General features: G+C 55.6%; 26 protein-coding genes and 2 pseudogenes. 22 read left to right on the plus strand and 6 right to left on the minus strand.

The window, feature by feature from the left end; translation table 11 throughout:
* Positions 1–77 precede the first annotated feature (77 nt).
* From HZS81_RS18290 to HZS81_RS10785, 7 genes are all read left to right on the plus strand, one after another.
* Positions 78–302, plus strand: coding sequence for an addiction module protein (locus HZS81_RS18290; protein WP_179930568.1), 225 nt, complete (start codon positions 78–80; stop codon positions 300–302).
* On the plus strand, positions 299–592 hold the full coding sequence (locus HZS81_RS10760) for a type II toxin-antitoxin system RelE/ParE family toxin (RefSeq protein ID WP_179930569.1): 294 nt from the start codon (positions 299–301) through the stop codon (positions 590–592). Before HZS81_RS18290 ends, HZS81_RS10760 begins: the two co-directional genes overlap by 4 nt.
* Before the next feature lie 90 nt (positions 593–682).
* Positions 683–1,057: a hypothetical protein gene (locus tag HZS81_RS10765; protein WP_179930570.1), complete on the plus strand. Its 375-nt coding sequence runs from the start codon at positions 683–685 to the stop codon at positions 1,055–1,057.
* 162 nt (positions 1,058–1,219) lie between these two features.
* Positions 1,220–1,492, plus strand: a complete 273-nt coding sequence (locus tag HZS81_RS10770) for a CopG family ribbon-helix-helix protein (RefSeq protein ID WP_179930571.1) — start codon at positions 1,220–1,222, stop codon at positions 1,490–1,492.
* The gene (locus HZS81_RS10775) at positions 1,489–1,770 is read left to right on the plus strand and encodes a type II toxin-antitoxin system RelE/ParE family toxin (RefSeq protein WP_179930572.1); all 282 of its coding nucleotides are present in this window, start codon (positions 1,489–1,491) and stop codon (positions 1,768–1,770) included. The genes HZS81_RS10770 and HZS81_RS10775 overlap by 4 nt, the downstream gene beginning before the upstream one ends.
* A 204-nt stretch (positions 1,771–1,974) precedes the next feature.
* Entirely contained in the window at positions 1,975–2,613 is a 639-nt protein-coding gene (locus tag HZS81_RS10780) for an SGNH/GDSL hydrolase family protein (RefSeq protein WP_179930573.1), read from the plus strand.
* A 94-nt stretch (positions 2,614–2,707) separates the two neighbouring features.
* Positions 2,708–3,274 (plus strand): SagB/ThcOx family dehydrogenase, encoded by a 567-nt coding sequence (locus HZS81_RS10785; protein WP_179930574.1) that lies wholly within the window; start codon positions 2,708–2,710, stop codon positions 3,272–3,274.
* Here the strand turns inward: HZS81_RS10785 and tnpC are convergent.
* The 3 genes from tnpC to HZS81_RS10800 are packed head-to-tail and all read right to left on the minus strand — an operon-like array spanning position 3,228 to position 5,434.
* Positions 3,228–4,823 carry an IS66 family transposase gene (tnpC, locus tag HZS81_RS10790; RefSeq protein ID WP_179930575.1) on the minus strand — a complete coding sequence of 532 codons (1,596 nt, stop codon included), beginning with the start codon at positions 4,821–4,823 and terminating at the stop codon, positions 3,228–3,230. The two genes, HZS81_RS10785 and tnpC, sit on opposite strands and share 47 nt — an antisense overlap.
* Before the next feature lie 45 nt (positions 4,824–4,868).
* Positions 4,869–5,225 carry an IS66 family insertion sequence element accessory protein TnpB gene (tnpB, locus tag HZS81_RS10795; protein WP_179930576.1) on the minus strand — a complete coding sequence of 119 codons (357 nt, stop codon included), beginning with the start codon at positions 5,223–5,225 and terminating at the stop codon, positions 4,869–4,871.
* On the minus strand, positions 5,222–5,434 hold the full coding sequence (locus tag HZS81_RS10800; RefSeq protein WP_179930577.1) for a hypothetical protein: 213 nt from the start codon (positions 5,432–5,434) through the stop codon (positions 5,222–5,224). The genes tnpB and HZS81_RS10800 overlap by 4 nt, the downstream gene beginning before the upstream one ends.
* 68 nt (positions 5,435–5,502) lie before the next feature.
* Here HZS81_RS10800 and HZS81_RS18295 point away from each other — a divergent pair, with 68 nt between their 5' ends.
* From HZS81_RS18295 to HZS81_RS10825, 5 genes are all read left to right on the plus strand, one after another.
* Positions 5,503–5,664: a nitroreductase family protein gene (locus HZS81_RS18295; protein WP_206679549.1), complete on the plus strand. Its 162-nt coding sequence runs from the start codon at positions 5,503–5,505 to the stop codon at positions 5,662–5,664.
* 680 nt (positions 5,665–6,344) lie between these two features.
* The gene (locus tag HZS81_RS10810) at positions 6,345–6,869 is read left to right on the plus strand and encodes an oxidoreductase (RefSeq protein ID WP_179930579.1); all 525 of its coding nucleotides are present in this window, start codon (positions 6,345–6,347) and stop codon (positions 6,867–6,869) included.
* 33 nt (positions 6,870–6,902) lie between these two features.
* Positions 6,903–7,163, plus strand: coding sequence for a GNAT family N-acetyltransferase (locus tag HZS81_RS10815; protein WP_179930580.1), 261 nt, complete (start codon positions 6,903–6,905; stop codon positions 7,161–7,163).
* A 227-nt stretch (positions 7,164–7,390) separates the two neighbouring features.
* Positions 7,391–7,624 (plus strand): hypothetical protein, encoded by a 234-nt coding sequence (locus HZS81_RS10820; protein WP_179930581.1) that lies wholly within the window; start codon positions 7,391–7,393, stop codon positions 7,622–7,624.
* Between the two features lie 16 nt (positions 7,625–7,640).
* A complete protein-coding gene (locus HZS81_RS10825) occupies positions 7,641–8,123 on the plus strand; it encodes a GNAT family N-acetyltransferase (protein WP_179930582.1) in 483 nt (160 codons plus the stop codon).
* Positions 8,124–8,200: 77 nt separating this feature from the next.
* Here HZS81_RS10825 and HZS81_RS10830 read toward each other — a convergent pair whose 3' ends face one another.
* Positions 8,201–9,097, minus strand: a complete 897-nt coding sequence (locus HZS81_RS10830; protein ID WP_179930583.1) for a LysR family transcriptional regulator — start codon at positions 9,095–9,097, stop codon at positions 8,201–8,203.
* 94 nt (positions 9,098–9,191) lie between these two features.
* Between HZS81_RS10830 and HZS81_RS10835 the strand changes: the two genes are divergently transcribed.
* Positions 9,192–9,482, plus strand: a complete 291-nt coding sequence (locus HZS81_RS10835) for a putative quinol monooxygenase (protein ID WP_179930584.1) — start codon at positions 9,192–9,194, stop codon at positions 9,480–9,482.
* A gap of 5 nt (positions 9,483–9,487) precedes the next feature.
* Entirely contained in the window at positions 9,488–9,718 is a 231-nt protein-coding gene (locus HZS81_RS10840; protein ID WP_179930585.1) for a DUF2798 domain-containing protein, read from the plus strand.
* Between the two features lie 574 nt (positions 9,719–10,292).
* On the opposite strand, the gene HZS81_RS10845 is transcribed toward HZS81_RS10840, so the two are convergent.
* The gene (locus HZS81_RS10845) at positions 10,293–10,718 is read right to left on the minus strand and encodes a diguanylate cyclase (RefSeq protein WP_179930586.1); all 426 of its coding nucleotides are present in this window, start codon (positions 10,716–10,718) and stop codon (positions 10,293–10,295) included.
* Positions 10,719–11,015: 297 nt separating this feature from the next.
* Here HZS81_RS10845 and HZS81_RS18330 point away from each other — a divergent pair.
* The 5 genes and pseudogenes from HZS81_RS18330 to HZS81_RS10865 form a co-directional block, all read left to right on the plus strand.
* Positions 11,016–11,135 (plus strand): annotated as a pseudogene (locus tag HZS81_RS18330) (transposase); the annotation flags it as partial.
* Positions 11,136–11,141: 6 nt separating this feature from the next.
* Positions 11,142–11,572 (plus strand): annotated as a pseudogene (locus HZS81_RS10850) (IS5 family transposase); the annotation flags it as partial.
* Between the two features lie 77 nt (positions 11,573–11,649).
* Entirely contained in the window at positions 11,650–12,651 is a 1,002-nt protein-coding gene (locus HZS81_RS10855; RefSeq protein ID WP_241697469.1) for an HlyD family secretion protein, read from the plus strand.
* A complete protein-coding gene (rbbA, locus tag HZS81_RS10860) occupies positions 12,644–15,388 on the plus strand; it encodes a ribosome-associated ATPase/putative transporter RbbA (RefSeq protein WP_179930587.1) in 2,745 nt (914 codons plus the stop codon). The genes HZS81_RS10855 and rbbA overlap by 8 nt, the downstream gene beginning before the upstream one ends.
* Positions 15,389–15,390: 2 nt before the next feature.
* On the plus strand, positions 15,391–16,509 hold the full coding sequence (locus HZS81_RS10865; RefSeq protein WP_179930588.1) for an ABC transporter permease: 1,119 nt from the start codon (positions 15,391–15,393) through the stop codon (positions 16,507–16,509).
* Positions 16,510–16,655: 146 nt separating this feature from the next.
* Here the strand turns inward: HZS81_RS10865 and HZS81_RS10870 are convergent, their stop codons facing one another.
* Positions 16,656–17,528: a LysR family transcriptional regulator gene (locus HZS81_RS10870; protein WP_179930589.1), complete on the minus strand. Its 873-nt coding sequence runs from the start codon at positions 17,526–17,528 to the stop codon at positions 16,656–16,658.
* Positions 17,529–17,686: 158 nt separating this feature from the next.
* Between HZS81_RS10870 and leuC the strand changes: the two genes are divergently transcribed.
* The 3 genes from leuC (at position 17,687) to leuB (ending at position 20,938) form a co-directional block, all read left to right on the plus strand.
* A complete protein-coding gene (gene leuC / locus HZS81_RS10875) occupies positions 17,687–19,138 on the plus strand; it encodes a 3-isopropylmalate dehydratase large subunit (protein ID WP_179930590.1) in 1,452 nt (483 codons plus the stop codon).
* 3 nt (positions 19,139–19,141) lie between these two features.
* On the plus strand, positions 19,142–19,789 hold the full coding sequence (gene leuD / locus HZS81_RS10880; protein ID WP_179930591.1) for a 3-isopropylmalate dehydratase small subunit: 648 nt from the start codon (positions 19,142–19,144) through the stop codon (positions 19,787–19,789).
* Positions 19,790–19,855: 66 nt separating this feature from the next.
* The gene (gene leuB, locus HZS81_RS10885) at positions 19,856–20,938 is read left to right on the plus strand and encodes a 3-isopropylmalate dehydrogenase (RefSeq protein WP_179930592.1); all 1,083 of its coding nucleotides are present in this window, start codon (positions 19,856–19,858) and stop codon (positions 20,936–20,938) included.
* Positions 20,939–20,974 lie beyond the last annotated feature (36 nt).

A 20,974-nucleotide genomic window follows, 5' to 3' on the forward strand; every position in this document is an offset into this window, starting at 1 on the left:
AAGCTGGAGAACCGTGTCGTGGCACCTGATGCCCAACCGTGTCAAAATTGAGCAATACGTGAACGAGAGGTTTTCTCATGAATCTCCAGAAAATTGAAGACGAGGCGCTCCACCTCCCTAGAGAGGAGCGAGCGCAATTGATCCAGCGACTGGTATTGAGTCTGGAGTCCCCGTCAGAAGAAGAGCTCAGGTCCGATTGGTTGCTTGAGGCGCGGCGCAGGGGCGAAGAGCTCGACAATGGCACCGTTCAGGCTGTGTCTGGCGATGAGGTCATGAGGAAGGCTAGAGCACTGATCAAATGAACTATTCTTTTCACCCGGCAGCGGAAGCCGAGTTCCTGGAGTCAGTTGGTTATTACGAATCAAAAGTTCCGGGATTGGGTGGTGCCCTCATAGAGGAATTTGAGGCCCTGGCCAATTTAGTTGGCGAGTCACCGAAAGCTTGGCAGGTCGAGTTGCCACCAGATATTCGTAGAGCGCCCCTTCACAGATTTCCCCTGTCTATCGTTTACCGAGAGAGGCCTGATGGTTTCCAGATTCTGGCTGTTGCTCATGACCGGCGGCGTCCGCAGTACTGGCTGGGCAGGCTTTAACAATTGGCTGAACAGCGACCGATTTTCCGCCGCTCCGCGGCTCCAAACCGGCGCGTGAGCCGGGCGTTATACACCAAGGGAGACTCGCAGTTGAAGGAAGTCGTCGTAGGAATGTGGATCTTAGCCACGGGCTCTTATCTGTGGTTTATGAGCAAGGCTGAACCTCAGTCACTTCTTGCAGATTGGTTTATCTTCATCTTTACATTGTTTTCCGCTGCATTTGCGGGCGACATTCTTATCAAGTTACTGAAAGTACGTTGGTATGAGCGCCAGTGGTCCGATTTGGCGGGGCTTGGAGTTTTATTTTTCCTTGGGATAGCCATCATTCTTGCGGGTATCAGTCTGTCTGCCATGGAGGCACTCGGTAGCGCGTGGCCTGGGTTTATTGTCGCTCTTTTAGGTATTCCCTATTTCTACTGGGTACTTCATCGAATTGAGCAGAAGTTCAGGCAGCTCAGTGTATAACCAGTCATTCCAGTTCGTTCCGGCTCTGACAGGCCTCCACCGAACGGCCTTTGCTCCGCTTCGCTGCGTAAAGGCCGCCGCTGAATTTTGGCGTTAAATTTTTGCTGAACCTCTCAGACTATGCTGTAATACGTTGTAGTCACCAAACTCGAGGGTACAGTCATGGGTGTCACTACAGTTCGTCTTCAGGCAGAAGTTGAACAGCACCTGGAGGCAATCGCCGGCAGGCTCCACCGGAGCAAAGGCTGGGTGATCAATCAGGCACTATCAGAATACATTGAAAAGCAACAGCGTGAGCAGAAGCGTTGGCAGCAAACGCTAGAAGCAATGGAGTCGGCCGCCCAAGGAAAGGTAGTTGATGCTAGCGAGGTCCATGGTTGGCTCAATAGTTGGGGAACCGAAAACGAGCAGGATGCGCCGAGGTCAGGTAAGTGAAACTGGTTTACACGGACGAAGCCATTGAAGATTTAAAGCGCCTTAGGGAGTTCATCGCAGCCCACAATCCCTCTGCGGCAGCCAGGATAGCCGCAGAGCTGGTAGGCAAAATCGAATTGCTACCAGACTTTCCCAAAATAGGGACTCCGGTTGAAATGGCGCCGGTACCTGATTCCGTCCGCGATATGGTTTTTGGCAAGTACGTTGTCCGATATTCAGTACATGTGAGTGCCATTATCATTCTTCGGGTATGGCATGAACTGGAAGGTGAACGGTAGCAATTTAACCAGCCGCTGTTGCCGGATAATTTTTCCACCGCTGTGCGGTTCCAAAATTGCCGCAACGCTCAGTGTTACCCGCTAATCGATCATCAAGGTGTGGTTAGTGGAGCGACTTCAAGCAGAGTCTGCTAACAAGCCGCTCGATAATGACGCCGCAAGCGACACATATTAGCAGTGCGCTATGTAGCAAGAGAGGTGGCCATGCATCAGATCCTTGTTTACGCAGACTCATTGAGTTGGGGCATCATCCCGGATACCCGCCGTCGGTTAGGTTTTGAGCAACGTTGGCCGGGTGTGTTGGAAAAGAACCTGCTTGAAGCGGGAGTTTCCGTCAGGGTTATCGAGGATTGCCTGAATGGTCGTCGAACCGTGTGGGACGATCCCTACAAACCAGGTCGCAACGGGCTGGAGGGTTTGGAGCAGCGTATAGAGATCAATTCGCCGTTGTCGCTAGTGGTTATGCTGCTAGGCACAAACGATTTTCAATCCATGCATAAATTCAATGCGTGGCAATCTGCACAGGGGGTAAAGACACTGGTTGGCGCCATTCGCCGTGCTCCCATTGAACCAGGCATGCCGGTGCCTCCGATCATGCTCGTTGCTCCTCCTAAAATCCAAAAGGCCAAAGGCAATATAGCGCCAAAGTTTGAAGGCGCAGAGAGCAAAGCGGTGGGGTTATCCGCAGCCATTGCCGCCGTCGCCGAAGAATGCGAGTGCCACTTTTTCGATGCAGGCCTGGTGACGCCCACAAGCCGCATTGATGGCGTTCATTTGGATGAAGATCAGCACTATGAATTGGGTACTGCATTAGCCAAGGCAATTCAGCCGCTGGTGTCATAGTATTGCCGCATAACAATCGCTAGCATTTCCCTGCGGCTTCGCCTCCGCTTTAAAGCCGCGCGTTCTGAACGGCGTTATGATGGGGAGTAAACGCATGATCTTCGAGCTACCTGCACCGGAATTGCAAGACTCTGAGTCATTAGCTGGCTGTATTGAAAATCGGCGCAGCGTTAGGGAGTACGCGAATGCATCGCTATCTATCGATGTTTTGTCTCAATTGCTTTGGTCGGCCCAAGGCATAACAGGGCCAGACCAAAAAAGAGCAACGCCATCGGCAGGTGGGTTATACCCGCTGCAGCTAAAAATTTTGGTGCAGCGTGTGTCTAAGCTTGAGCCTGGTATCTATGAGTATCTGGCCGATAGCCATTCGTTGAGACTAACTGGTGAGCGTGTTCCGGAAGGGGCAGTGCAGGGGCTAGGGATTGGCGACCAACCATGGTTGAAAGAAGCCGCTCTCGTCATCGGGGTTACAGCAAAGCTCGATGATGCGGTCAGGCACTTTGAATCTCAGCCACCCCAGGGAGCGCGTGGTGCTCGCTATGTATATATGGAAACGGGTGCTTTAGCGCAAAATGTCGTAAGCGCTCCATTAACCACATGTAGTCAGGCTTTACTTAGACCGGTAATGTCTCTTTCCACTGCCAGGGCAGCAGCGTGCTGAGTTCATCATCATTGAGGGTGGGCAGTGTCTCGAAGACGTGCTGCAAGTACTCGTAGGGCGAGAGGCCATTGGCTTTGGCGGTTTCGATCAGGCTGTAGATCGCCGCGCTGGCCTGTGCACCGCTGGGGGTGTGGCTGAACAACCAGTTTTTGCGGCCCACGACGAACGGGCGGATGGCATTCTCCGCCGGGTTATTGTCCAGTGGGATCAGGCCATCGTCCAGGAACCGGGTCAGGCGGGGCCACTGATGATCCAGGTAGTGAAGGGCTTTCCCCAGTGCGCTTTTGGGCAGCACCTGGGCCAGTGACTTGTCGAGCCAGGTGCGCAGTTGATCGATTAACGGGCGGCTCTTCTGGTCACGCAGCGCATGGCGCGCGTCGGGCTTAAGTGCCTTCGCCTGTTTTTCCACGCCGTACAGCTTGCGGATCTGGTTCAGCGCCCAGTCGGCTTTGCCGGTTTTACCTTTGGGCTGCACTTTCTGGGCCTCGACGAACTTACGCCGGGCATGCGCCCAGCAGCCCGCATGGGTGATCCCATTGCGGCGCACGACCTCGGCGTAGCCTTCATAGCCATCGGTGATTAAGCGACCCGCATAGTCGCTCAGCAGGCGAACGGGGACCCGCCCGGCACGACTGGCGTCATAATCGAACAAGACAACCTGTTGGCCTGGCGGCCCACCGCGCTGTACCCACATGTAAGACGTGGCACTCGCTTTACGATCCGCTTCTTGATTCACCTGGAGCGTCGTCTCGTCCATGTGGATCAGCGGTGCGGTCAGCAGGTGCTGGCGTAATGTCTCGATCAATGGGGTGATGCGTTCACCGGCCTGCACCATCCAGCGGGCCAAGGTATTACGGGGGATCTCGGCGCCATGGCGGGCAAAGATCTGACTCTGCCGATAAAGCGGTAGCGCGTCCTGGTATTTAGCCGTCGCAATATAGGCGAGCAGTGTGGCGCTGGCGTTGCTCTTGGGCAACAGTTTGGCGGGTGCCGCGGCGATCTTGACGCCCTCTTCGCAGGTTCGGCACGCATACTTACGCCGGACATGACGGATGACCTCGACCCGTGCGGGCACCACGTGAAGTTCCTCGCTAACCGCTTCACCAATGACCGTTAACGCGGTGCCATCATCCTGACAGTGGCGAGCTTCTTCAGGGAGTTCATGCACCACCTCAACTCGCGGAAGTTCGGGCGGCAACGCCACCCGGCCACCCCGGGTACGGCGCTTCGTCGGCGTGGCGGGCTCGGCCGCGGTGTCATCCACGGCATCGTTATCTGTCGCCTCGGTGTCGCCGTTTTCCTCGTCAACCGCCACTTCGGCTTCGTTGATCAGCAAGTCTTTCTGATCCACCTGATACTTCTCAGTGGAAGGGCCGAACTGACGCTCCAGGGCCAACCGGAACTGTTCAAACAGTGATTGTTTGGTGGCTTCCCACTGGACTTCTTTTTTCTCCATCAACGCCAATAGCCGCGCATTTTCAGCGTCAGCAGCGGCCAGCTTGCGCTCAAGCTGGTTGATCGTTGTCGCGGAGGAAGAGGCGTTTTTCATACCGCCTAGTTTACCAAAAACGCCGCTAAAACAGGAGCAAAAAAGCTAACCAACCTGCTGAAAATTCAACGCTTTGTGGGGTTGCATGGCTTTCAGATTCACGCCATCCAGCAGCCAGTTAAGTTCCTGGCCCGTCAGCGTCACCGTGTCGCCTTCCAGGTGGGTTGGCCACTTAAAGCGTTCGCGCTCCAGGCGCTTGTACCACACCACAAAACCGTTGCGCTCCCAGAACAGCAGCTTCACCTTATCGCGTTGGCGGTTACCGAACACAAAGAGTGCCTGCTCGAACGGATTCAAGTCCATGGCCTCCTGAACCAGCAGGGCCAACCCATCGATTTGTTTCCGCATATCCACAGGCTCGCGGCACAGGTACACCGTCAGATCGGTACCGGGGCGGATCATGTCACCACCTCCACTGCGACAAATCGTGCGGGATGACAACGCGGAGGTACGGGAAAACCTTGCACGATTAACCGATTTTCCCACGCCATCAGGTCGGCCAACGTCACGGCTTGCGCTTCAGCATACGCACTTAACGGCATCTGCAATGCAGCGGCATAAGACAGGTGCCCTAACCAAAACGCTTGAGTGGGATTGAGTTCGCGGCTCATGATGATCTCCAAAGCAAAAAGAGACCATCAGTGTGATCAGCCAACGTTAATCTGGGTAGATGGGTTTTATGGCGCGCTTACAAAATGTCCATCTTCAGAGCACGGCTCTTGGCGTTGGTTGTGTTCTAGTAGCAGGCTTCGATGATTCAAGGGTGAAGGAAGCATTGAAGTTGCCTACAGACTTGGAGCCTACGGCGCTGCTGTGTATTGGGCAGCGGCGGGATGCCTAACAGTGCACGTTAAAAAACCCCGCAGACCCCTAAATAGAGGGGAAAAGCTGCCTCTGGATTTTACGTAGTTAGCAGAGGAAGCCTTCAGGAAAGACAAACGAATTAATATTCGAATTGTGCCTGATTAGTCTCTGGTCTCCAGCGTTCTGCACAAGCCTGCTAAAGCAGTGCGGTAACCATGCCTAGTCACTGCTATGTCTAAGGAGAGCCTATTAAACTTCTATTCATCTGCAGCGAAAATAGGCTACGCAGTCCGACGGCTGAACGTGTCTTTTCAGCTTATCCCGGTATTCAATCAATTGGCGCTGGCACAGGTTCGAATGCTAAAACCCCTGTTTCCTGGGGCTTAAACTGAGCGTGGATCCTGAGCTTGCTGACCATATTCACCTCCATGTGATACGTGAAGGCACGACGACAGGCCGTGCCTGCACCCAACGTAGACCTTGATCTATATCATCACAAGGTCGATGATCTTTTGAAGGCTATGCGCGTTGCGTCGCTCAGGCGCGCGATCCAACAATAACCGTTCACTTAGAGGCTGATTCATCTCGCCGACTCACACTGCATTAAGCAAGCACAATCGTCCCGATCAGCCTTCATTGAGTCACCTAAGGTTCAGGGTTGATTGCGCCAAAAATCGGCGCGGCTCAATTCAGTGTTAGCTACTCAGAGTAATGTCTATGATGAAAGATTCAGGCTCGAACGACTGCCTTCAAAGCATGCTTGAGCTTCCTTGCGGCGCGATTCTAAAGAATCGACTGGTTAAGTCGGCAATGTCAGATTCGCTTGCCGATGGTGAGGGGAATCCGACCGAGGCGCGGGTTCGGCTTTACGAAAGATGGGCGGAAGGTGGCGTGGCTGTGTCCTTCGTCGGTGAAGTACAGGGGGATCCGCGCTTTCCGGAGAAGCCGGGAAATCTCGTCCTTGGAGCACACTCTAACCAGCTCATGCTTCACTCCCTAACGAGTAGGGCGATGATTAAGGGCGCTCATTTGTGGGCGCAACTCGGCCATGCCGGCGCCCTTGCGCACTTGCCGATCAGCCAGCCAAAGGGGCCATCGGCGCTGAACCTTGATGGCCTTCAATGTGCGGCGATGTCGACGGATGAGGTTCAAGCATTGCCTGCCATGTATGCGAGAACCGCGTTACACGCAAAGACGGTGGGCTTCAGCGGTGTGCATATTCACGCGGGACCCGACAATTAATTAAGATGAATATCGGTTCGCACGGCGTTATATATGATGGTTATGAATCCAACTTATAGAAAATACAAACCTGAAGATCTACAAACGCTGGTTCTGCTGATGGCGCAGCTTGGATATGATCACTCTGAAAAGACGCTTTTAGATAATATAGTCGCCCTTCGAGAGAAGGGCGGAGAGGTATTTGTGGCGGAGGTGGCTGGAACAGTACGCGGCTGTGTATCTGCCATTATTGATGTGCGCTTAGCCGAGGGAGTTAAGGGCGAAATCGTTAGCTTGGTGGTAAGTGAAGACTAAAGAGGCCAAGGGCTTGGCAAAGGTTTAATTCTCGAAGCGGAAAAATGGCTATCGGGCAACGTCAGTGTTATTAGAGTCCGAGCAAATGCCCTTAGAGAGCAGTCTCACATTTTTTATGAGGCACTGGGCTATGGGAAAACTAAGACCCAAGCCGTTCTCGTAAAGAATGTATAACAAGGCGCGGCATTTCGTTAGTTGGGGAAGATGACGTAGCCAAAGACGATGGGGTGGCCGTTGGTATTCCTTCAGAGTGGGCGTGTACTTTATCTGGTAAGCCTCAGTGTTTCGGCACCCAGTTCGATGTTGATGAAAATGGTTGGCCAACGCCATTTCCCATTGATGATTCTGCTAAGGTTAATGAACGCCGTGCGTATCTAGACTTGGATTCCCTTGATAAGCGCCAGGAGCAGTTGATTGAGCCGGAGCGGAAGTGCCGTGCCAGCATCGAGAAAACTCGTTAACTAAAGTATCAGTCATATGAAAGCAACCCTGCGTAGACCAGAGCAAACCGATTACAAGACGATTGCGTCCTGGATAAGTGATGAAAAAGCGTGTTCTCGCTGGGCTGGCCCATCCGTGCCGTTTCCATTTGCAGCTGAAAAGTTGCCTGAGCTGCTCGCAATGGAAGGAGAGGCAAGCTATTGCTTATTCGATAGTAACAACGACTGCCTGGGTTTTGGCCAGTTCTGGCCTGGCAAACAAGGCGCTGTTCATATTGGCAGGATTATTATTTCGCCTGAGGCAAGAGGAAGGGGGGCAGGCCGCTTGCTTTGTGAAAAGCTCATAGCGCAGGCCAGGCAATCAACCGGCTTATCAACGGTCACTCTGCGCGTTTACAGCGACAATAGTGCAGCTCGTTCTTTGTATTCAAGCCTTGGCTTCTCTCTCATCGAGTCAGAGTCTACGAGTGACCTATTGTTTATGGAAAGTGCTAGCGTTAAGGGATCCGTCAACGTGTGAATACGTGTGCTAATCACTATTAGAGACCGGTCGGACCTGGCCACGATTTGAATTGAGTCGCCAGAGGGGCAGGGAATTTACAGCTGAGACTCAAACCAGGGCCGGGTCGCCAGGAACTCTTCAAGCATGGCGATAAACACCTTTGCCCTCACGGATAATGCCCTTCGATAGTGCCAGATCAAGTGTACTTCCCGTCTCTGCCCGGACCACTGGGGCAGCACCCTGACAAGCTCTCCGGACGCCAGATCACCTGCCACATGGCTCAGGGGCAGCAATGCAATGCCAACACCGGACTTCACCAACCTGGTCACCACGCTGAGGTCATTAGCCACATACTTGTGTTTTTCCCGCAGGGAGGCCCGCTCACCACCCGTGCTCATCAGTTCCCAGTCGGAAATCATCCGGCTCGCCACTGTCGGGTATGCCCGGAGTTCATCAAGCGTCTGCGGAGCCCGCCGAACTCCAAAGGCCCCTGAACCGGCAACCAACAAAGTCGGTACGTGCCCGAGACGCTTCTGAATCAGTGATGAGTCCGGCATCGGCCCGATCCTGATTGCCAGGTCAGCCTGTGCATGCCGGAGATCCACGAACTCATTACTCACTTCCACCGAAAGCTCAATATCCGGATACCGGGTTACAAACCTAGCCCAGAATTCGTCCATCGGCCCCACCGCAAAGTTAGTAGGGGCAAGCACCCGGAACGGTCCAGAAAGACTGTGGAGGGTACTGTTCAGATTTTCCAGGCGATGGTGCAGGGAACGTACATACTCCGCACATTCATCAAAATACGCCTGCCCCTCCCTCGTCATCGACAAACCACGGGGGGACCGGTGCAGCAACCGGCACCCAAGATGATCCTCAAGGGCACTGATCCTGCGGGATGCGGTTGCAACGGTCAGGCCCATACGCCCGGCGGCAGACGTCAGGCTGCCTTCTTCCACCGCTACGACAAATAACTGCAGCTCATCCAGCATTTTGCAAATACGTAATATCAAGTTTAAAAAATCACTCTACTTGCAATTACCGTCACTTGCTAGTCTGGGCGCTCAATACGAAGAGGAGAGACCCATGACACCGTATTATCTTTGTGCCCGCATCCGGGCGACCGACCTGCAAAGGCTTGACGAAACCAGACGAAAACTCACCGCGCTCCAGACTGTCACTCAAAAGGAGCCAGCCTGTCATGAATTCCGGATACTGGAGGATAAAGAGCGCAAAGGTGACTTTCTTCTGTGGGAGAGCTGGGATGGCAAAGCTGGCCTGGAAGCCCATTACGCAGCGGAACACACTCGCAACTACCTGGAACAGGGACTGACCGACGTCATCGAACTCACTGAACTCAACGCGCTGGAGGCATAGGAACAATGTCCACGAAATACCGTCTTGTGTTCTCGTTATTGATGTCCCTGACCCTCTCTTCCCTGATGACTGCGTGGGTCACCTGGATCAACCTGGGATTCGTGGGAGGGTTTGTGTGGAAGTGGGGAACGGCCTTTTTCACCGCCTGGCCTGCAGCAGCCACGATCGCATTCGTACTCGGGCCAACCATTCATCTGCTGACAGATCGTATTCTCAGTAAGAGGTATAAGAGGTAACAGTTCGGTCCATCAGGAATTAGGAAATCCGCTTCCGGGAGCATGGCCGAGTTCTCGTACCAGCGTCTCGATCAGCTCGCTTGCAGGCATCTCGCGTGCAAGCGGAGCACCCCTGTCCCGCCCAGTGCGCGGAAAACTCCTGACTGCCTGTCGCGGTTGCGACGGCAGCCAGGGTTCTGCCTGCGGCATAGGTAATCGGATAGTCGGGGACGGTTTGCGCATTCATCGAATCAATTTCGGCATGAATGCGATTCGCGATTCCCCGGGTGGGGCGACCTGAGATGACACTGGTGCTGATCAAGTGGGTGAGTGGCAAAATTCCCCGTTGCTGATCGCCTTTATTCTGGATCGAATTCGGATCCGGCCTGCTGAGAAGTATCGCCCAACTCTATAACGCCCCGATACGGGAGGGGGCAGCGCTGGCGAAACCATATATCCATGCTGGTAACAGGCGTGGCGGCCTGCGAGGATCGGGCACAGGTTGATCCGCACAAGCTGATCAGGAATTTCAAGCGGGATCCTTCACAAAGAACTGCCCCATAGTGCGAAGAAGTCAATCACGCAATCTCTTCGTTTATCCCTCAACCCGGTTGCAACCTGCTTCCTTGGCGCGGTAGAGGTCACGGTCGGGGGCTTCCAGAAGGCCTTCACCTGACACAGTGGTGGATTCTTCAATCCGGTCGCTGTCGGTCACGCCGATGCTCACCGTCATTGGCACGGGCGTTTTCCCGTATGTCTGTTCCAGGGTTTCCACCGCCTCACGCATGCATTCCGCTACGGTCAGGGCCCCGGCGGATGGCGTGTCCCGCAGGATGACGGCAAACTCTTCACCGCCGTAGCGGCATACAACATCGCTGTCCCTGTACATGCTGCTGAGTACTTCTGCAACACGCTGTATCACCGCATCCCCGAAGGGATGGCCATAGGTGTCGTTGACCGGCTTGAAGTGATCGATATCTACCATCACGACGGCCACCGGGAGGCCTTTGCGCGCCAGCACTGACATCTCAGCGGCAATCGGTCATTGAGATAGCCACGGTTCCAGAGGCCGGTAAGTGCATCGATCTTGGCCTTGGTGGTGAGAAGATCGTGATAACGCTTGGTACGCAGGGCCGACCACACTCGGTTGAGCTCCACGGCATCGAAGGGTTTGGTGACATGTCGTTAGTGGAGCGCCTTCAAGCCGAATCTGCTAGGGCCTGTTGACGTTTTAAGGGATAGCATTGGCAGGATAGGGGAAACTCGCAGAATAGAGGTTCCGACACCAACAAACTGCGAGCTTGCCATGCCCTGACTGATGCTCACGGATGATCACTGGTCGAAGCTAAAACCTATCTTGCTTCAACAACGTATCTATGACAAGGCTGACCTGCGGATGACGGTAGAAGGGATACTTTACCGAATCCGTACCGGCTGCCACAGAGGAAGTAGAAGCCATTGGTAAAAGCCGTGCGGGCAACACAAGCAAGATACACCTAGCCGTTGACGCTGATGGACTACCGATTGCTTTCAGGATCACCGGAGGTGACGTACATGACAGCACCGAGGTGCAGGCGCTGATTGACAAGTTGCCAACAGGCAGGGCATTAGTGGCTGACAAGGGGTATGACAGTGAGCGTATCCGTGAGCAGGTCGACGCCAAGGGGATGGACTCGGTGATCCCTCGCAAGCGCAACTCAAAGACAGGAAATAGCAGTTTAGACAGGGGGTTATATCGCTATCGTCATCTTGTAGAGAATGCCTTTGCTCGGTTGAAGCCGTATCGCGCCATAGCGACGCGTTACGACAAGCTCAAGCGAAACTACGAAAGTATGGTGGTCTTAGCTTGTGGTTTTTTTATGGCTGCCCATGTGAAACATCAACAGGCCCTAGTTATATTTCTGATGTATGATTAGTGAATGTTCAGTATCTTCTTTCCTCAAGGAAAGCTTATGCCTAAACAAAGCGCAAAGATGGGCTATGGCTATAAAGTTGCTATTGCCCTTGTCGTTGTCATATTAGCTGCTCTGACATGGCAGCTGATGTCTGATGGTCAGAACCTGCCCGAACATATAGCCGTTGGTAATGGCCGCATCGAAGCCACAGAAGTGGATATTGCCACCCGTATTCCTGGCCGTCTTGAATCTTTCTCGGTGAAAGAGGGGGATCTGGTGGAGGCGAACCAGTTGCTGGCCGTGATGGATACTGATGAGCTGAGCGCGAGATTGGCGGCCTCAGAAGCCAATCTGCACAAGGCCGAACAGGCACAGCTGTTGGCCGAAGCTGTCGTGGCCCAGCGCGAAAGCGAGCAACGTTATGCCCGTGGTGAGCTTGGCAGAATGGAAACCCTGGTGGAGCGTGGCCATGTGTCCAGGGAGCAGCTAGATCGAACCCGAACCGCAGCCGAGACCGCGGATGCTGCACTGCAGGCCGCACGGGTCCAGGTGGCTTCCGCTCAGGCCGGTATTGAAGCTGCACGGGCTGCTATCCGCCAGATTCAGACCAACATTGATGATAGCCAGCTCAGCACGCCGGTAGGTGGCAGGGTGCTTTATCGCCTTGCCGAGCCCGGCGAAGTACTGGCTGCTGGCGGTAAAGTGGCCACGGTGCTTGATGTCACCGATGTTTATATGACCATCTTTCTGCCTACCTCCCAGGCTGGCCGTGTTCGGGTTGGCTCTGACGCCCGCATTATTCTGGATGCTCTGCCCGATTACGTAGTGCCTGCGGAAGTCAGCTTTGTGGCTGCAGAAGCCCAGTTTACGCCGAAATCGGTGGAGACCCGCAGCGAGCGCGAGAAGCTGATGTTCCGGGTGCGCATCCGCATCAACCCGGATTTGCTCAAGGCCTACCGGGATCGGGTGAAAACCGGTGTTCCCGGTGAAGCCTATGTGCGGCTGGAAGAAAACCAGCCGTGGCCGGAAAACCTGCAGGTGAGCCTGCCCAATGACTGAGACCGTGGCCCGGCTGGATGGAATCAGCCACCGCTACGGGGAAACTTCCGCGTTGTCTGATATCGCTCTGGAGTTTCCTGCCGGCTGTATGGTGGGCCTGATTGGCCCGGACGGTGTGGGGAAATCCACCTTGCTGGGGCTGATCGCCGGCGCCCGGGCGTTACAACGGGGCAGCCTTCAGGTGCTGGGTGGCGATATGGCCAGTCAGCGGTTCCGTAATCAGGTGGCGCCTCGTATTGCCTACATGCCCCAGGGGCTGGGCGGTAATCTCTATCACGCACTGACGGTGCACGAAAACATCGGCTTTTTCGCCGATCTGTTCGGCCTTACCGGTGCCTCCCGCAGGGAGCAGATTGACCGACTTCTTGATGCTACCGGTCTGCTGGAATTCCGGGACCGCCCGGCCGGCAAATTATCCGGTGGCATGAAGCAGAAGCTGGGGCTGTGTTGCGCACTCATCCACAATCCGGATCTGCTGATTCTGGATGAACCCACCACCGGCGTAGATCCATTGTCCCGCCGGCGATTCTGGGACCTGATTGATACCATTCGTCAGCAGAGTGGCGGAATGAGCGTGCTGGTCGCCACCGCCTATATGGAAGAAGCCGAGCGCTATGACTGGCTGGTGGCCATGGATGCCGGCCAGGTACTTGCCACTGGATCCCCCTCGGATCTGCGCCGGGAAACCGGGACAGACAACCTGGACGACGCCTTTATTGCTCTGCTACCGGAAAGCCGTCAGGCCCGGGAGCCGGGAACAACGGCCGCTAACCGGAGCCAGGGCGCCGGGCAACCGTCTGAACAAGGGCCGGGCACGCTCGCCATTGAAGCCCACAACCTTACCTTGAAGTTTGGCAGCTTTACCGCCGTTAAGGATGTGAGCTTCGATATTCCCAGAGGAGAGATTTTCGGCTTTCTGGGTTCCAATGGTTGCGGTAAAACCACCACCATGAAAATGCTCACGGGCCTGCTTACTCCCACCGACGGCGAAGTGAGATTGTTCGGTGAGCCGCTGAATGCCAAAGATCTGGCCACCCGCCGCAAGGTGGGTTACATGTCTCAGTCGTTTTCCCTTTACGGCGAACTGACCGTACGCCAGAACCTGGAGTTGCACGCCCGCCTGTTCCACCTGCCAGAGGCCGGAATCACTGATCGCATCCGTACCCTCTCCCGGGAGTTCGACCTGGAAGACGTGCTCGATCAGCGTTCCGGCGCCCTGCCTCTGGGCGTTCGCCAACGGCTGTCCCTGGCGGTTGCGGTGGTGCATGAGCCGGAATTGCTGATTCTGGATGAGCCCACCTCGGGTGTGGATCCCGGCGCCCGGAACCGGTTCTGGCAATTGCTGATGCGGCTGTCCCGGCAGGATGGGGTGACCATCTTCATTTCCACCCATTTCATGAACGAAGGTGAGCGCTGTGATCGTATTTCGCTGATGCACGCCGGCGAAGTGCTGGCCTGCGACAGTCCGGAACGGTTGGCGGCACAGACAGGCACCGGCAGCCTGGAAGGCGCTTTCATGAAAACTCTGGAAGCGGTCGATAAAGAGCCGAAAACCCGCGCCGATGACTCAGTGCTGAATGCCGGTAAAGAACATTCCGGTCGCCATAAACCGTTCAGCGTGCGCCGGCTCTGGGCCTATGGCCGGCGCGAAGCCCGGGAACTGCTGCGGGATCCGATCCGCATGGCGTTCGCGTTTATCGGCTCCGCGCTGCTGATGTTGATTCTTGGGTATGGCATTACCCTGGATGTGGAGGATCTGTCGTTCGCGGTACTGGATCGGGATCAGACGCCACAAAGCCGGGATTATGTGAATGCGTTTGCCGGCTCCCGGTATTTTCTGGAACAGCCACCTATCCACAGGATGGACGCGTTGGAACAGCGAATGCGCTCAGGTGAACTCAGTCTGGCCATCGAGATTCCTTCAGGCTTCGGCAAGGATCTGAAAAGAGGCCGGAATACAGAGGTTGCGGTATGGGTCGACGGGGCCATGCCGTTCCGGGGTGAAACCATTCTTGGTTATGTGCAGGGGCTGCACATCAGCTATCTGGGTGAATTGGCTCAGCGTACCCTGGGCGAAACTCCGACCCTGAGTCTGGTGGCTCTGGAAGATCGCTACCGCTACAACCAGGATTTCCGGAGCCTGGACGCCATGGTCCCGGCGGTGATTCCGATTCTGCTGATTTTCATACCGGCTATTCTGATGGCTCTGGGAATTGTCCGGGAGAAAGAGCTGGGCTCCATTACCAATCTGTATGTAACCCCGGTTACCCGCCTGGAGTTCCTGCTCGGTAAGCAGTTGCCCTATATCGCGTTCAGCATGGTGAGTTATGTCAGCCTGGTACTGCTTGCGGTGTATGTTTTTGATGTGCCGGTGAAAGGCGGGCTGCTGACCCTCACCCTGGGGGCGTTGCTGTTCGTTACCGCTACCACGGCATTGGGTCAGGTGATGTCTACCTTCGCTTCCACCCAGATTGCCGCGTTGGCAGCAACCGCGATTCTGACCATTCTGCCTACCGTGCAGTTTTCCGGCCTTACGGAACCGGTTTCATCGTTGAGTGGTGCCGGCGCACTGATAGGCCCGTTCTGGCCGGCTACCTGGTTCCTGCAGATCAGCCGGGGCGTCTTTACCAAAGGCCTGAGCCTGGCGGATATGCAGGGAGCCTTTCTCGCACTCGCCGCGTTCATACCGGTACTGACGCTGATGGCAGTGGTACTACTCCGGAAACAGGGGCGCTGACCATGGAATCGTTAAGTAACATCTGGCACCTGGGCGTCAAGGAGCTTCGTAGTCTGTGGCAGGACAAGGTTCTGATGGTGTTTGTTCTGTTGGCCTTCACGCTGATGATCTACACCGCCGGCTCTGCTGGTTCCATGGAGCTGCATAATGCACCCATTGCCGTGGTGGATGAAGACAACACCGTGCTCTCGGGCCGGGTCATCAACTCCCTGCAACAGCCATGGTTTCTGCCGCCGGACATCGTGCGTTATGACCAGATTGATGAGCTGCTCGACCAGGGCAGCCACACCTTTGCCCTGGTGATTCCGGAAGGGTTTGAGCGCCGTGTTCGCCAGGGCCAGCAGGTGAGCCTGCAGCTGAATATTGACGCCACCCGCATGAGCCAGGCCTTTATTGGAACAAATTACGTTGAACGCTTTGTTATAACCGAAGTGGCGGAATTCCTGCAGCCGGGGAGTTCCGGAATGGACCTGCCGGTGACCCTGGTCTCCCGGGCCAGTTTCAATCCGAATCTGGATGGCACATGGTTTGGCGGCGTCATGGAGCTGATCACGCAGGTAACCCTGATCAGCATCATTCTGACAGGCGCGGCACTGATTCGTGAGCGGGAGCACGGTACCGTGGAGCATCTGATGGTGATGCCACTGCGTCCCTTTGAGATCATGGCGTCGAAAGTGTGGGCGAACGGCCTGGTGGTGTTGCTGGTGGCTTCCATGTCCATCACGCTGGTGATTCAGGGGTGGCTCAATGTCCCGATTGCCGGCTCGGTCTGGCTGTTCCTGCTCGGTGCCCTGATTCACCTGTTCTCTACCACCGCCATCGGTATCCTGATCGGCACTGTGGCCCGGACCATGCCTCAGTTTGGTTTGCTGCTGATTCTCACGATCCTGCCCCTTCAACTGCTCTCTGGGGGCATTACCCCGCGGGAAAGTATGCCCGAGCTGGTGCAGAACATCATGCTGGCAGCACCTACCACGCACTTCGTGAGTATGGCGCAGGCGATTCTGTATCGTGGTGCGGGGATTGAGGTGGTTTGGCCACAGATGCTGGCGCTGATCGTTATCGGGGGAGTGTTTTTTTCTTTGGCGTTGGTTTTATTCAGGCGACATTTATCGGTCTGAGCAGCGAGAGGCGTTCTTTGCGCACGATCACAGCCAGCGATGGCTTGTCGTGCAGGCTGATAACTACGCCTGCCCAGGGGCCCCGAGTAGGTATATTTCACGGGGCAGTGCGTATTTGTTAATGACAAAGATGGCATTTACTCTCTTTATTGGCTCCTCTCCAATGCCTCAATCATCTTACTGGCGGCGTTGGAGAGCGTCCGGTTGGTGTGAACCAAGTAACCTAGCGGGCGGTAGAGCGGGGCGGTATCCACGTTAAGCTCGATCAGGTCGCGGTCGATCATCTTCTCCGGCAGCAGGCTCCAGCCTAACCCCACGCTGCACATCATTTTGAGCGTTTCCAGGTAGTTGGTTGCCATGCTCACCGGCAGCTGTAGGCCGGCTTCATCAAAACGCTGGGCGATCAGCGAGCCGGTAAACGTCTTGGCCCCTGGCATCACACAGTTGTAGTCGCACAGAGCCGCTAGCGATAACGCGCGTCGGTGGTTGGCGAGGGGGTGATCTGCCGCGCAAACAAAACACAGTCTGTCGCGCCAAAGTTCGACCACATGCAGTTGCTCGACGGGATGGGGCGCTAGGGTTACCACGGCCATTTCCAGCGAACCATCACGCACGCCCTGGTAGGCAAACTCGGAGTCGAGAAAATGCAGGTCCAGGTCTACCTCGGGGTGGCGTTGGGTGTACTGCTTTAAGACGGGTGGCAAGCGGTGCAAGCCAATATGGTGGCTGGTGGCAAGGGTCAAACGCCCGCCCACATGGCCGGAAAGGTTTGCCAACGCCCGGCGGCTGTCTTCCACCGTGAATAAAATCTGCCGCGCCTGGGGCAGCAGTACGCTGCCTGCCTCGGTTAACGCAATACGCCGCCCAATGCGGTCAAACAGCCGTGTGCCCAAGAGGTCTTCCAAGGTGGCGATGCGTTTGCTGACGGCCGGCTGAGTAAGATGCAACTGTTCCGCCGCGCGAGAAAAGCTTTGGGTTTCCGCGACCGCCAGGAACGCTTGTAGGCTTTGCGTATCCATTAATATATTCCTGTTTGGAATCTAATCTATGAATAACATGAATTGCTTTTATGCGCGAGTCGCGTGACACTCTCATCACAGTACGCTTAAAACCGCAATATAAGCAGCACACAGAGGCTGTCATACCGAACTAGCAGGGCATTGCCCAGGAGAGCCACATGTCAGGTCAAACACTTTACGATAAATTGTGGGAGCAACACTTGGTTACGCAGCGCGATGACGGCACCGCGTTGATTTACATCGACCGCCAACTGCTCCACGAAGTGACCTCGCCGCAAGCCTTTGAGGGTCTGCGTTTAGCCAAGCGTAAGCCTTGGCGTTTGGATGCCAACCTGGCAACGCCGGATCATAACGTGCCGACCACGGTGAAAGAGCGCGCCGAAGGCAATAGCGGTATTAAAGACCCGGTGTCGCTGATTCAGGTGCAAACTCTGGACGACAACTGCGTTGAGTACGGCATCGAAGAGTTCAAAATCAACGATCCGCGCCAGGGCATCGTCCACGTGGTCGGTCCGGAGCAAGGCGCAACACTGCCGGGGATGACGGTGGTATGCGGCGACTCCCATACCGCCACCCACGGTGCCTTCGGTGCACTGGCCCACGGTATCGGCACCTCTGAGGTCGAGCATGTGATGGCGACCCAGTGCCTGCTGGCACAAAAGATGAAGAATATGCAGGTGCGCGTCGAGGGTGAACTTGGCCTCGGCGTGACGGCAAAAGACGTGGTGTTGGCGATTATCGGCAAGATTGGCACCGCCGGCGGCACCGGCTACGCCATTGAATTTGCTGGCAGCGCCATTGAATCGCTCTCGATGGAAGGGCGCATGACCGTGTGCAACATGGCCATTGAGGCAGGTGCCCGGGTGGGAATGATCGCCGTCGACGATACTACCATCGACTACATCGGCAATCGCCCTTTCGCACCCACCGCCGAGCAGTGGGAAGCTGCCGTGGCGGATTGGCGTAATTTGGTCTCCGACCCTGACGCTACTTTCGATAAAGTCGTCACCTTGAAAGCCGAGGATATTGAGCCGCAGGTGAGCTGGGGCACCAGCCCGGAAATGGTCACCGGTATCTCAGGCCAAGTGCCGGACCCGAAAGCCGCCCCGGACGACACCGTACAGCGCAGCCACACCCGCGCGCTTGAGTACATGGGCCTACAGCCCAACCAGAAAATCACCGATATCAAGCTGGATAAAATCTTTATCGGCTCCTGCACCAACTCGCGCATCGAAGATTTACGTGAAGCCGCCAAAGTGGCGAAGGGCAAGAAAGTCGCTGACTCCATTATGCTGGCCATGGTCGTGCCAGGCTCTGGGTTGGTGAAGCGTCAGGCGGAAGAAGAAGGACTGGATAAAATCTTCATTGAGGCCGGTTTTGAATGGCGCGAGCCGGGTTGCTCCATGTGCCTAGCGATGAACGCGGATAAATTGGGTGCGGGCGAGCACTGCGCGTCTACTTCCAACCGCAATTTTGAAGGGCGCCAGGGCTATGGCGGCCGTACGCATTTGGTCAGCCCCGCCATGGCAGCTGCTGCTGCGATTGCCGGCCATTTTGTTGATGTGCGCAGCTTGCCCGCAAACGATGCCACTCACGCTCAGGAGGCTTAAGCGATGAAAAAGTTTGAACGTTTTGAAGGGGTGGTGGCGCCGTTAGATCGTGCCAATGTCGACACCGATTTGATTATTCCTAAGCAGTTTTTGAAGTCGATCAAGCGCACGGGCTTTGGGGTGAACCTGTTTGATGAGCTGCGCTACCTTGATGAGGGGCAGCCGGATCAGGACTGCTCTCAGCGTCCGTTGAACCCGGATTTTGTGCTCAATCAGCCACGTTATGAAAACGCCGAGGTGCTGCTGGCGCGGCGCAATTTTGGTTGCGGTAGCTCCCGCGAGCACGCGCCCTGGGCGTTGGAAGATTTCGGTTTCAAAGCCATCATCGCCCCCAGCTTTGCCGATATTTTCTACAACAATGCATTTAAAAACGGGTTGTTGTTAATCACCTTAGAAGAAGACGAAGTCGAGCGGCTCTTCCAAGAAGTGGAAGAGCGTGAAGGGTATGCGCTTGATGTCGATTTGGAAAACCAGCGTATTGTGACCCCGCGGGGCGAGATTTTGGAATTCCAGGTCGATGACTTCCGCAAGCAGTGCCTGCTCGAAGGGCTAGACGATATCGGCATCACGCTAAAAGACGAAGACGCCATTCGGGCCTTCGAGGAAAAACACCGTCAGCGCCGCCCGTGGCTATTCCGCCAGACCGCCTGATGTTGAACGGCATGCGTTTCATGCCACGAATTTAAAGATATACGTTTAATGCTTTAAGGATCTCGCATGACACATAAGGTTTTACTTCTTCCGGGCGATGGGATCGGCCCTGAAATCGCCGCGCAAGCTAAGCGCCTGCTGCAAGCGTGCAAAGAGGCCGGTCTCGATATTGACGTGGAGGAGGGCTTGGTCGGCGGTTCGGCTTACGATGTTCACGGCGAGCCATTACCGGCAGAGACGTTGGATAAAGCCAGGGCCGCCAGGGCCATTCTTCTTGGTGCCGTAGGCGGCCCGAAGTGGGACAAGATTGAAGATCTCGCCAAGCGCCCGGAGAAAGGCTTGCTAGGCCTGCGTAAAAACCTCGGGCTGTTCGGCAACCTACGCCCGGCGATGCTTTACCCGCAGCTTGCCAGTGCTTCCAGCCTGAAGCCCGAGCTGGTTGCCGGGTTGGATATCATGATCGTTCGCGAGCTCACCGGTGGGATCTACTTCGGCCAGCCGCGTGGCATCGAAGAGCGTGACGGCGAGCGCGTGGGTTTTAACACCTACGTGTACTCGGAAAGCGAGATTGAGCGAATCGGCCGCGTGGCTTTTGAAATGGCTCAGAAGCGCCATAAAAAGCTCTGCTCGGTGGATAAAGCCAACGTGCTGGAAGTCACCATCTTGTGGCGGGAAGTGATGGAACGGCTGGCGCCGGAATACCCCGACGTTGAGCTTTCGCATATGTACGTGGATAACGCCGCGATGCAACTGGTGCGCGCGCCTAAGCAGTTTGACGTGGTGGTCACCGGGAATATGTTTGGCGATATTCTGTCCGATGCCGCCGCGATGCTCACCGGTTCCATCGGCATGCTGCCGTCAGCCTCGCTTAACGAGAGCGGGCAGGGTATGTACGAGCCGTGTCACGGTAGCGCGCCGGATATCGCTGGGCAAAACGTCGCTAACCCGCTGGCTATGATGCTCTCGGTGGCCATGATGCTACGCTATTCTTTGGGCGAGAATGCCATGGCCGAGCGCATTGAAGCGGCTGTCGGCAAAGTGCTGGATGACGGCCTACGCACGGCGGATATTGCTTCCGAAAGCATGCAGACCATCGGCACCGACGCCATGGGCGATGCCGTTTTGGCAGCGTTTGCTCAGCAGGCGTAATGCGTGCCGCCCTGAACGATGCATAAAAGTATGTAT

The sequence above is a fragment of the Vreelandella salicampi genome, assembly GCF_013415105.1.
Lineage (GTDB): Bacteria > Pseudomonadota > Gammaproteobacteria > Pseudomonadales > Halomonadaceae > Vreelandella > Vreelandella salicampi.

Excerpts from the sequence above, each read along its gene's own strand:
- HZS81_RS10770 (WP_179930571.1), top strand. The coding sequence starts at position 1,220 with ATGGGTGTCACTACAGTTCGTCTTCAGGCAGAAGTTGAACAGCACCTG.
- HZS81_RS10800 (WP_179930577.1), bottom strand. The coding sequence starts at position 5,434 with ATGAGCCGCGAACTCAATCCCACTCAAGCGTTTTGGTTAGGGCACCTG.
- HZS81_RS10785 (WP_179930574.1), top strand. The coding sequence starts at position 2,708 with ATGATCTTCGAGCTACCTGCACCGGAATTGCAAGACTCTGAGTCATTA.
- HZS81_RS10815 (WP_179930580.1), top strand. The coding sequence starts at position 6,903 with ATGATGGTTATGAATCCAACTTATAGAAAATACAAACCTGAAGATCTA.
- HZS81_RS10760 (WP_179930569.1), top strand. The coding sequence starts at position 299 with ATGAACTATTCTTTTCACCCGGCAGCGGAAGCCGAGTTCCTGGAGTCA.
- HZS81_RS10840 (WP_179930585.1), top strand. The coding sequence starts at position 9,488 with ATGTCCACGAAATACCGTCTTGTGTTCTCGTTATTGATGTCCCTGACC.
- HZS81_RS10780 (WP_179930573.1), top strand. The coding sequence starts at position 1,975 with ATGCATCAGATCCTTGTTTACGCAGACTCATTGAGTTGGGGCATCATC.
- rbbA (WP_179930587.1), top strand. The coding sequence starts at position 12,644 with ATGACTGAGACCGTGGCCCGGCTGGATGGAATCAGCCACCGCTACGGG.
- tnpC (WP_179930575.1), bottom strand. The coding sequence starts at position 4,823 with ATGAAAAACGCCTCTTCCTCCGCGACAACGATCAACCAGCTTGAGCGC.
- HZS81_RS10835 (WP_179930584.1), top strand. The coding sequence starts at position 9,192 with ATGACACCGTATTATCTTTGTGCCCGCATCCGGGCGACCGACCTGCAA.
- HZS81_RS10855 (WP_241697469.1), top strand. The coding sequence starts at position 11,650 with ATGCCTAAACAAAGCGCAAAGATGGGCTATGGCTATAAAGTTGCTATT.
- leuD (WP_179930591.1), top strand. The coding sequence starts at position 19,142 with ATGAAAAAGTTTGAACGTTTTGAAGGGGTGGTGGCGCCGTTAGATCGT.
- HZS81_RS18295 (WP_206679549.1), top strand. The coding sequence starts at position 5,503 with ATGGCGCGCTTACAAAATGTCCATCTTCAGAGCACGGCTCTTGGCGTT.
- HZS81_RS10825 (WP_179930582.1), top strand. The coding sequence starts at position 7,641 with ATGAAAGCAACCCTGCGTAGACCAGAGCAAACCGATTACAAGACGATT.
- leuB (WP_179930592.1), top strand. The coding sequence starts at position 19,856 with ATGACACATAAGGTTTTACTTCTTCCGGGCGATGGGATCGGCCCTGAA.
- HZS81_RS10865 (WP_179930588.1), top strand. The coding sequence starts at position 15,391 with ATGGAATCGTTAAGTAACATCTGGCACCTGGGCGTCAAGGAGCTTCGT.
- HZS81_RS10870 (WP_179930589.1), bottom strand. The coding sequence starts at position 17,528 with ATGGATACGCAAAGCCTACAAGCGTTCCTGGCGGTCGCGGAAACCCAA.
- leuC (WP_179930590.1), top strand. The coding sequence starts at position 17,687 with ATGTCAGGTCAAACACTTTACGATAAATTGTGGGAGCAACACTTGGTT.
- HZS81_RS10810 (WP_179930579.1), top strand. The coding sequence starts at position 6,345 with ATGATGAAAGATTCAGGCTCGAACGACTGCCTTCAAAGCATGCTTGAG.
- tnpB (WP_179930576.1), bottom strand. The coding sequence starts at position 5,225 with ATGATCCGCCCCGGTACCGATCTGACGGTGTACCTGTGCCGCGAGCCT.
- HZS81_RS10830 (WP_179930583.1), bottom strand. The coding sequence starts at position 9,097 with ATGCTGGATGAGCTGCAGTTATTTGTCGTAGCGGTGGAAGAAGGCAGC.
- HZS81_RS18290 (WP_179930568.1), top strand. The coding sequence starts at position 78 with ATGAATCTCCAGAAAATTGAAGACGAGGCGCTCCACCTCCCTAGAGAG.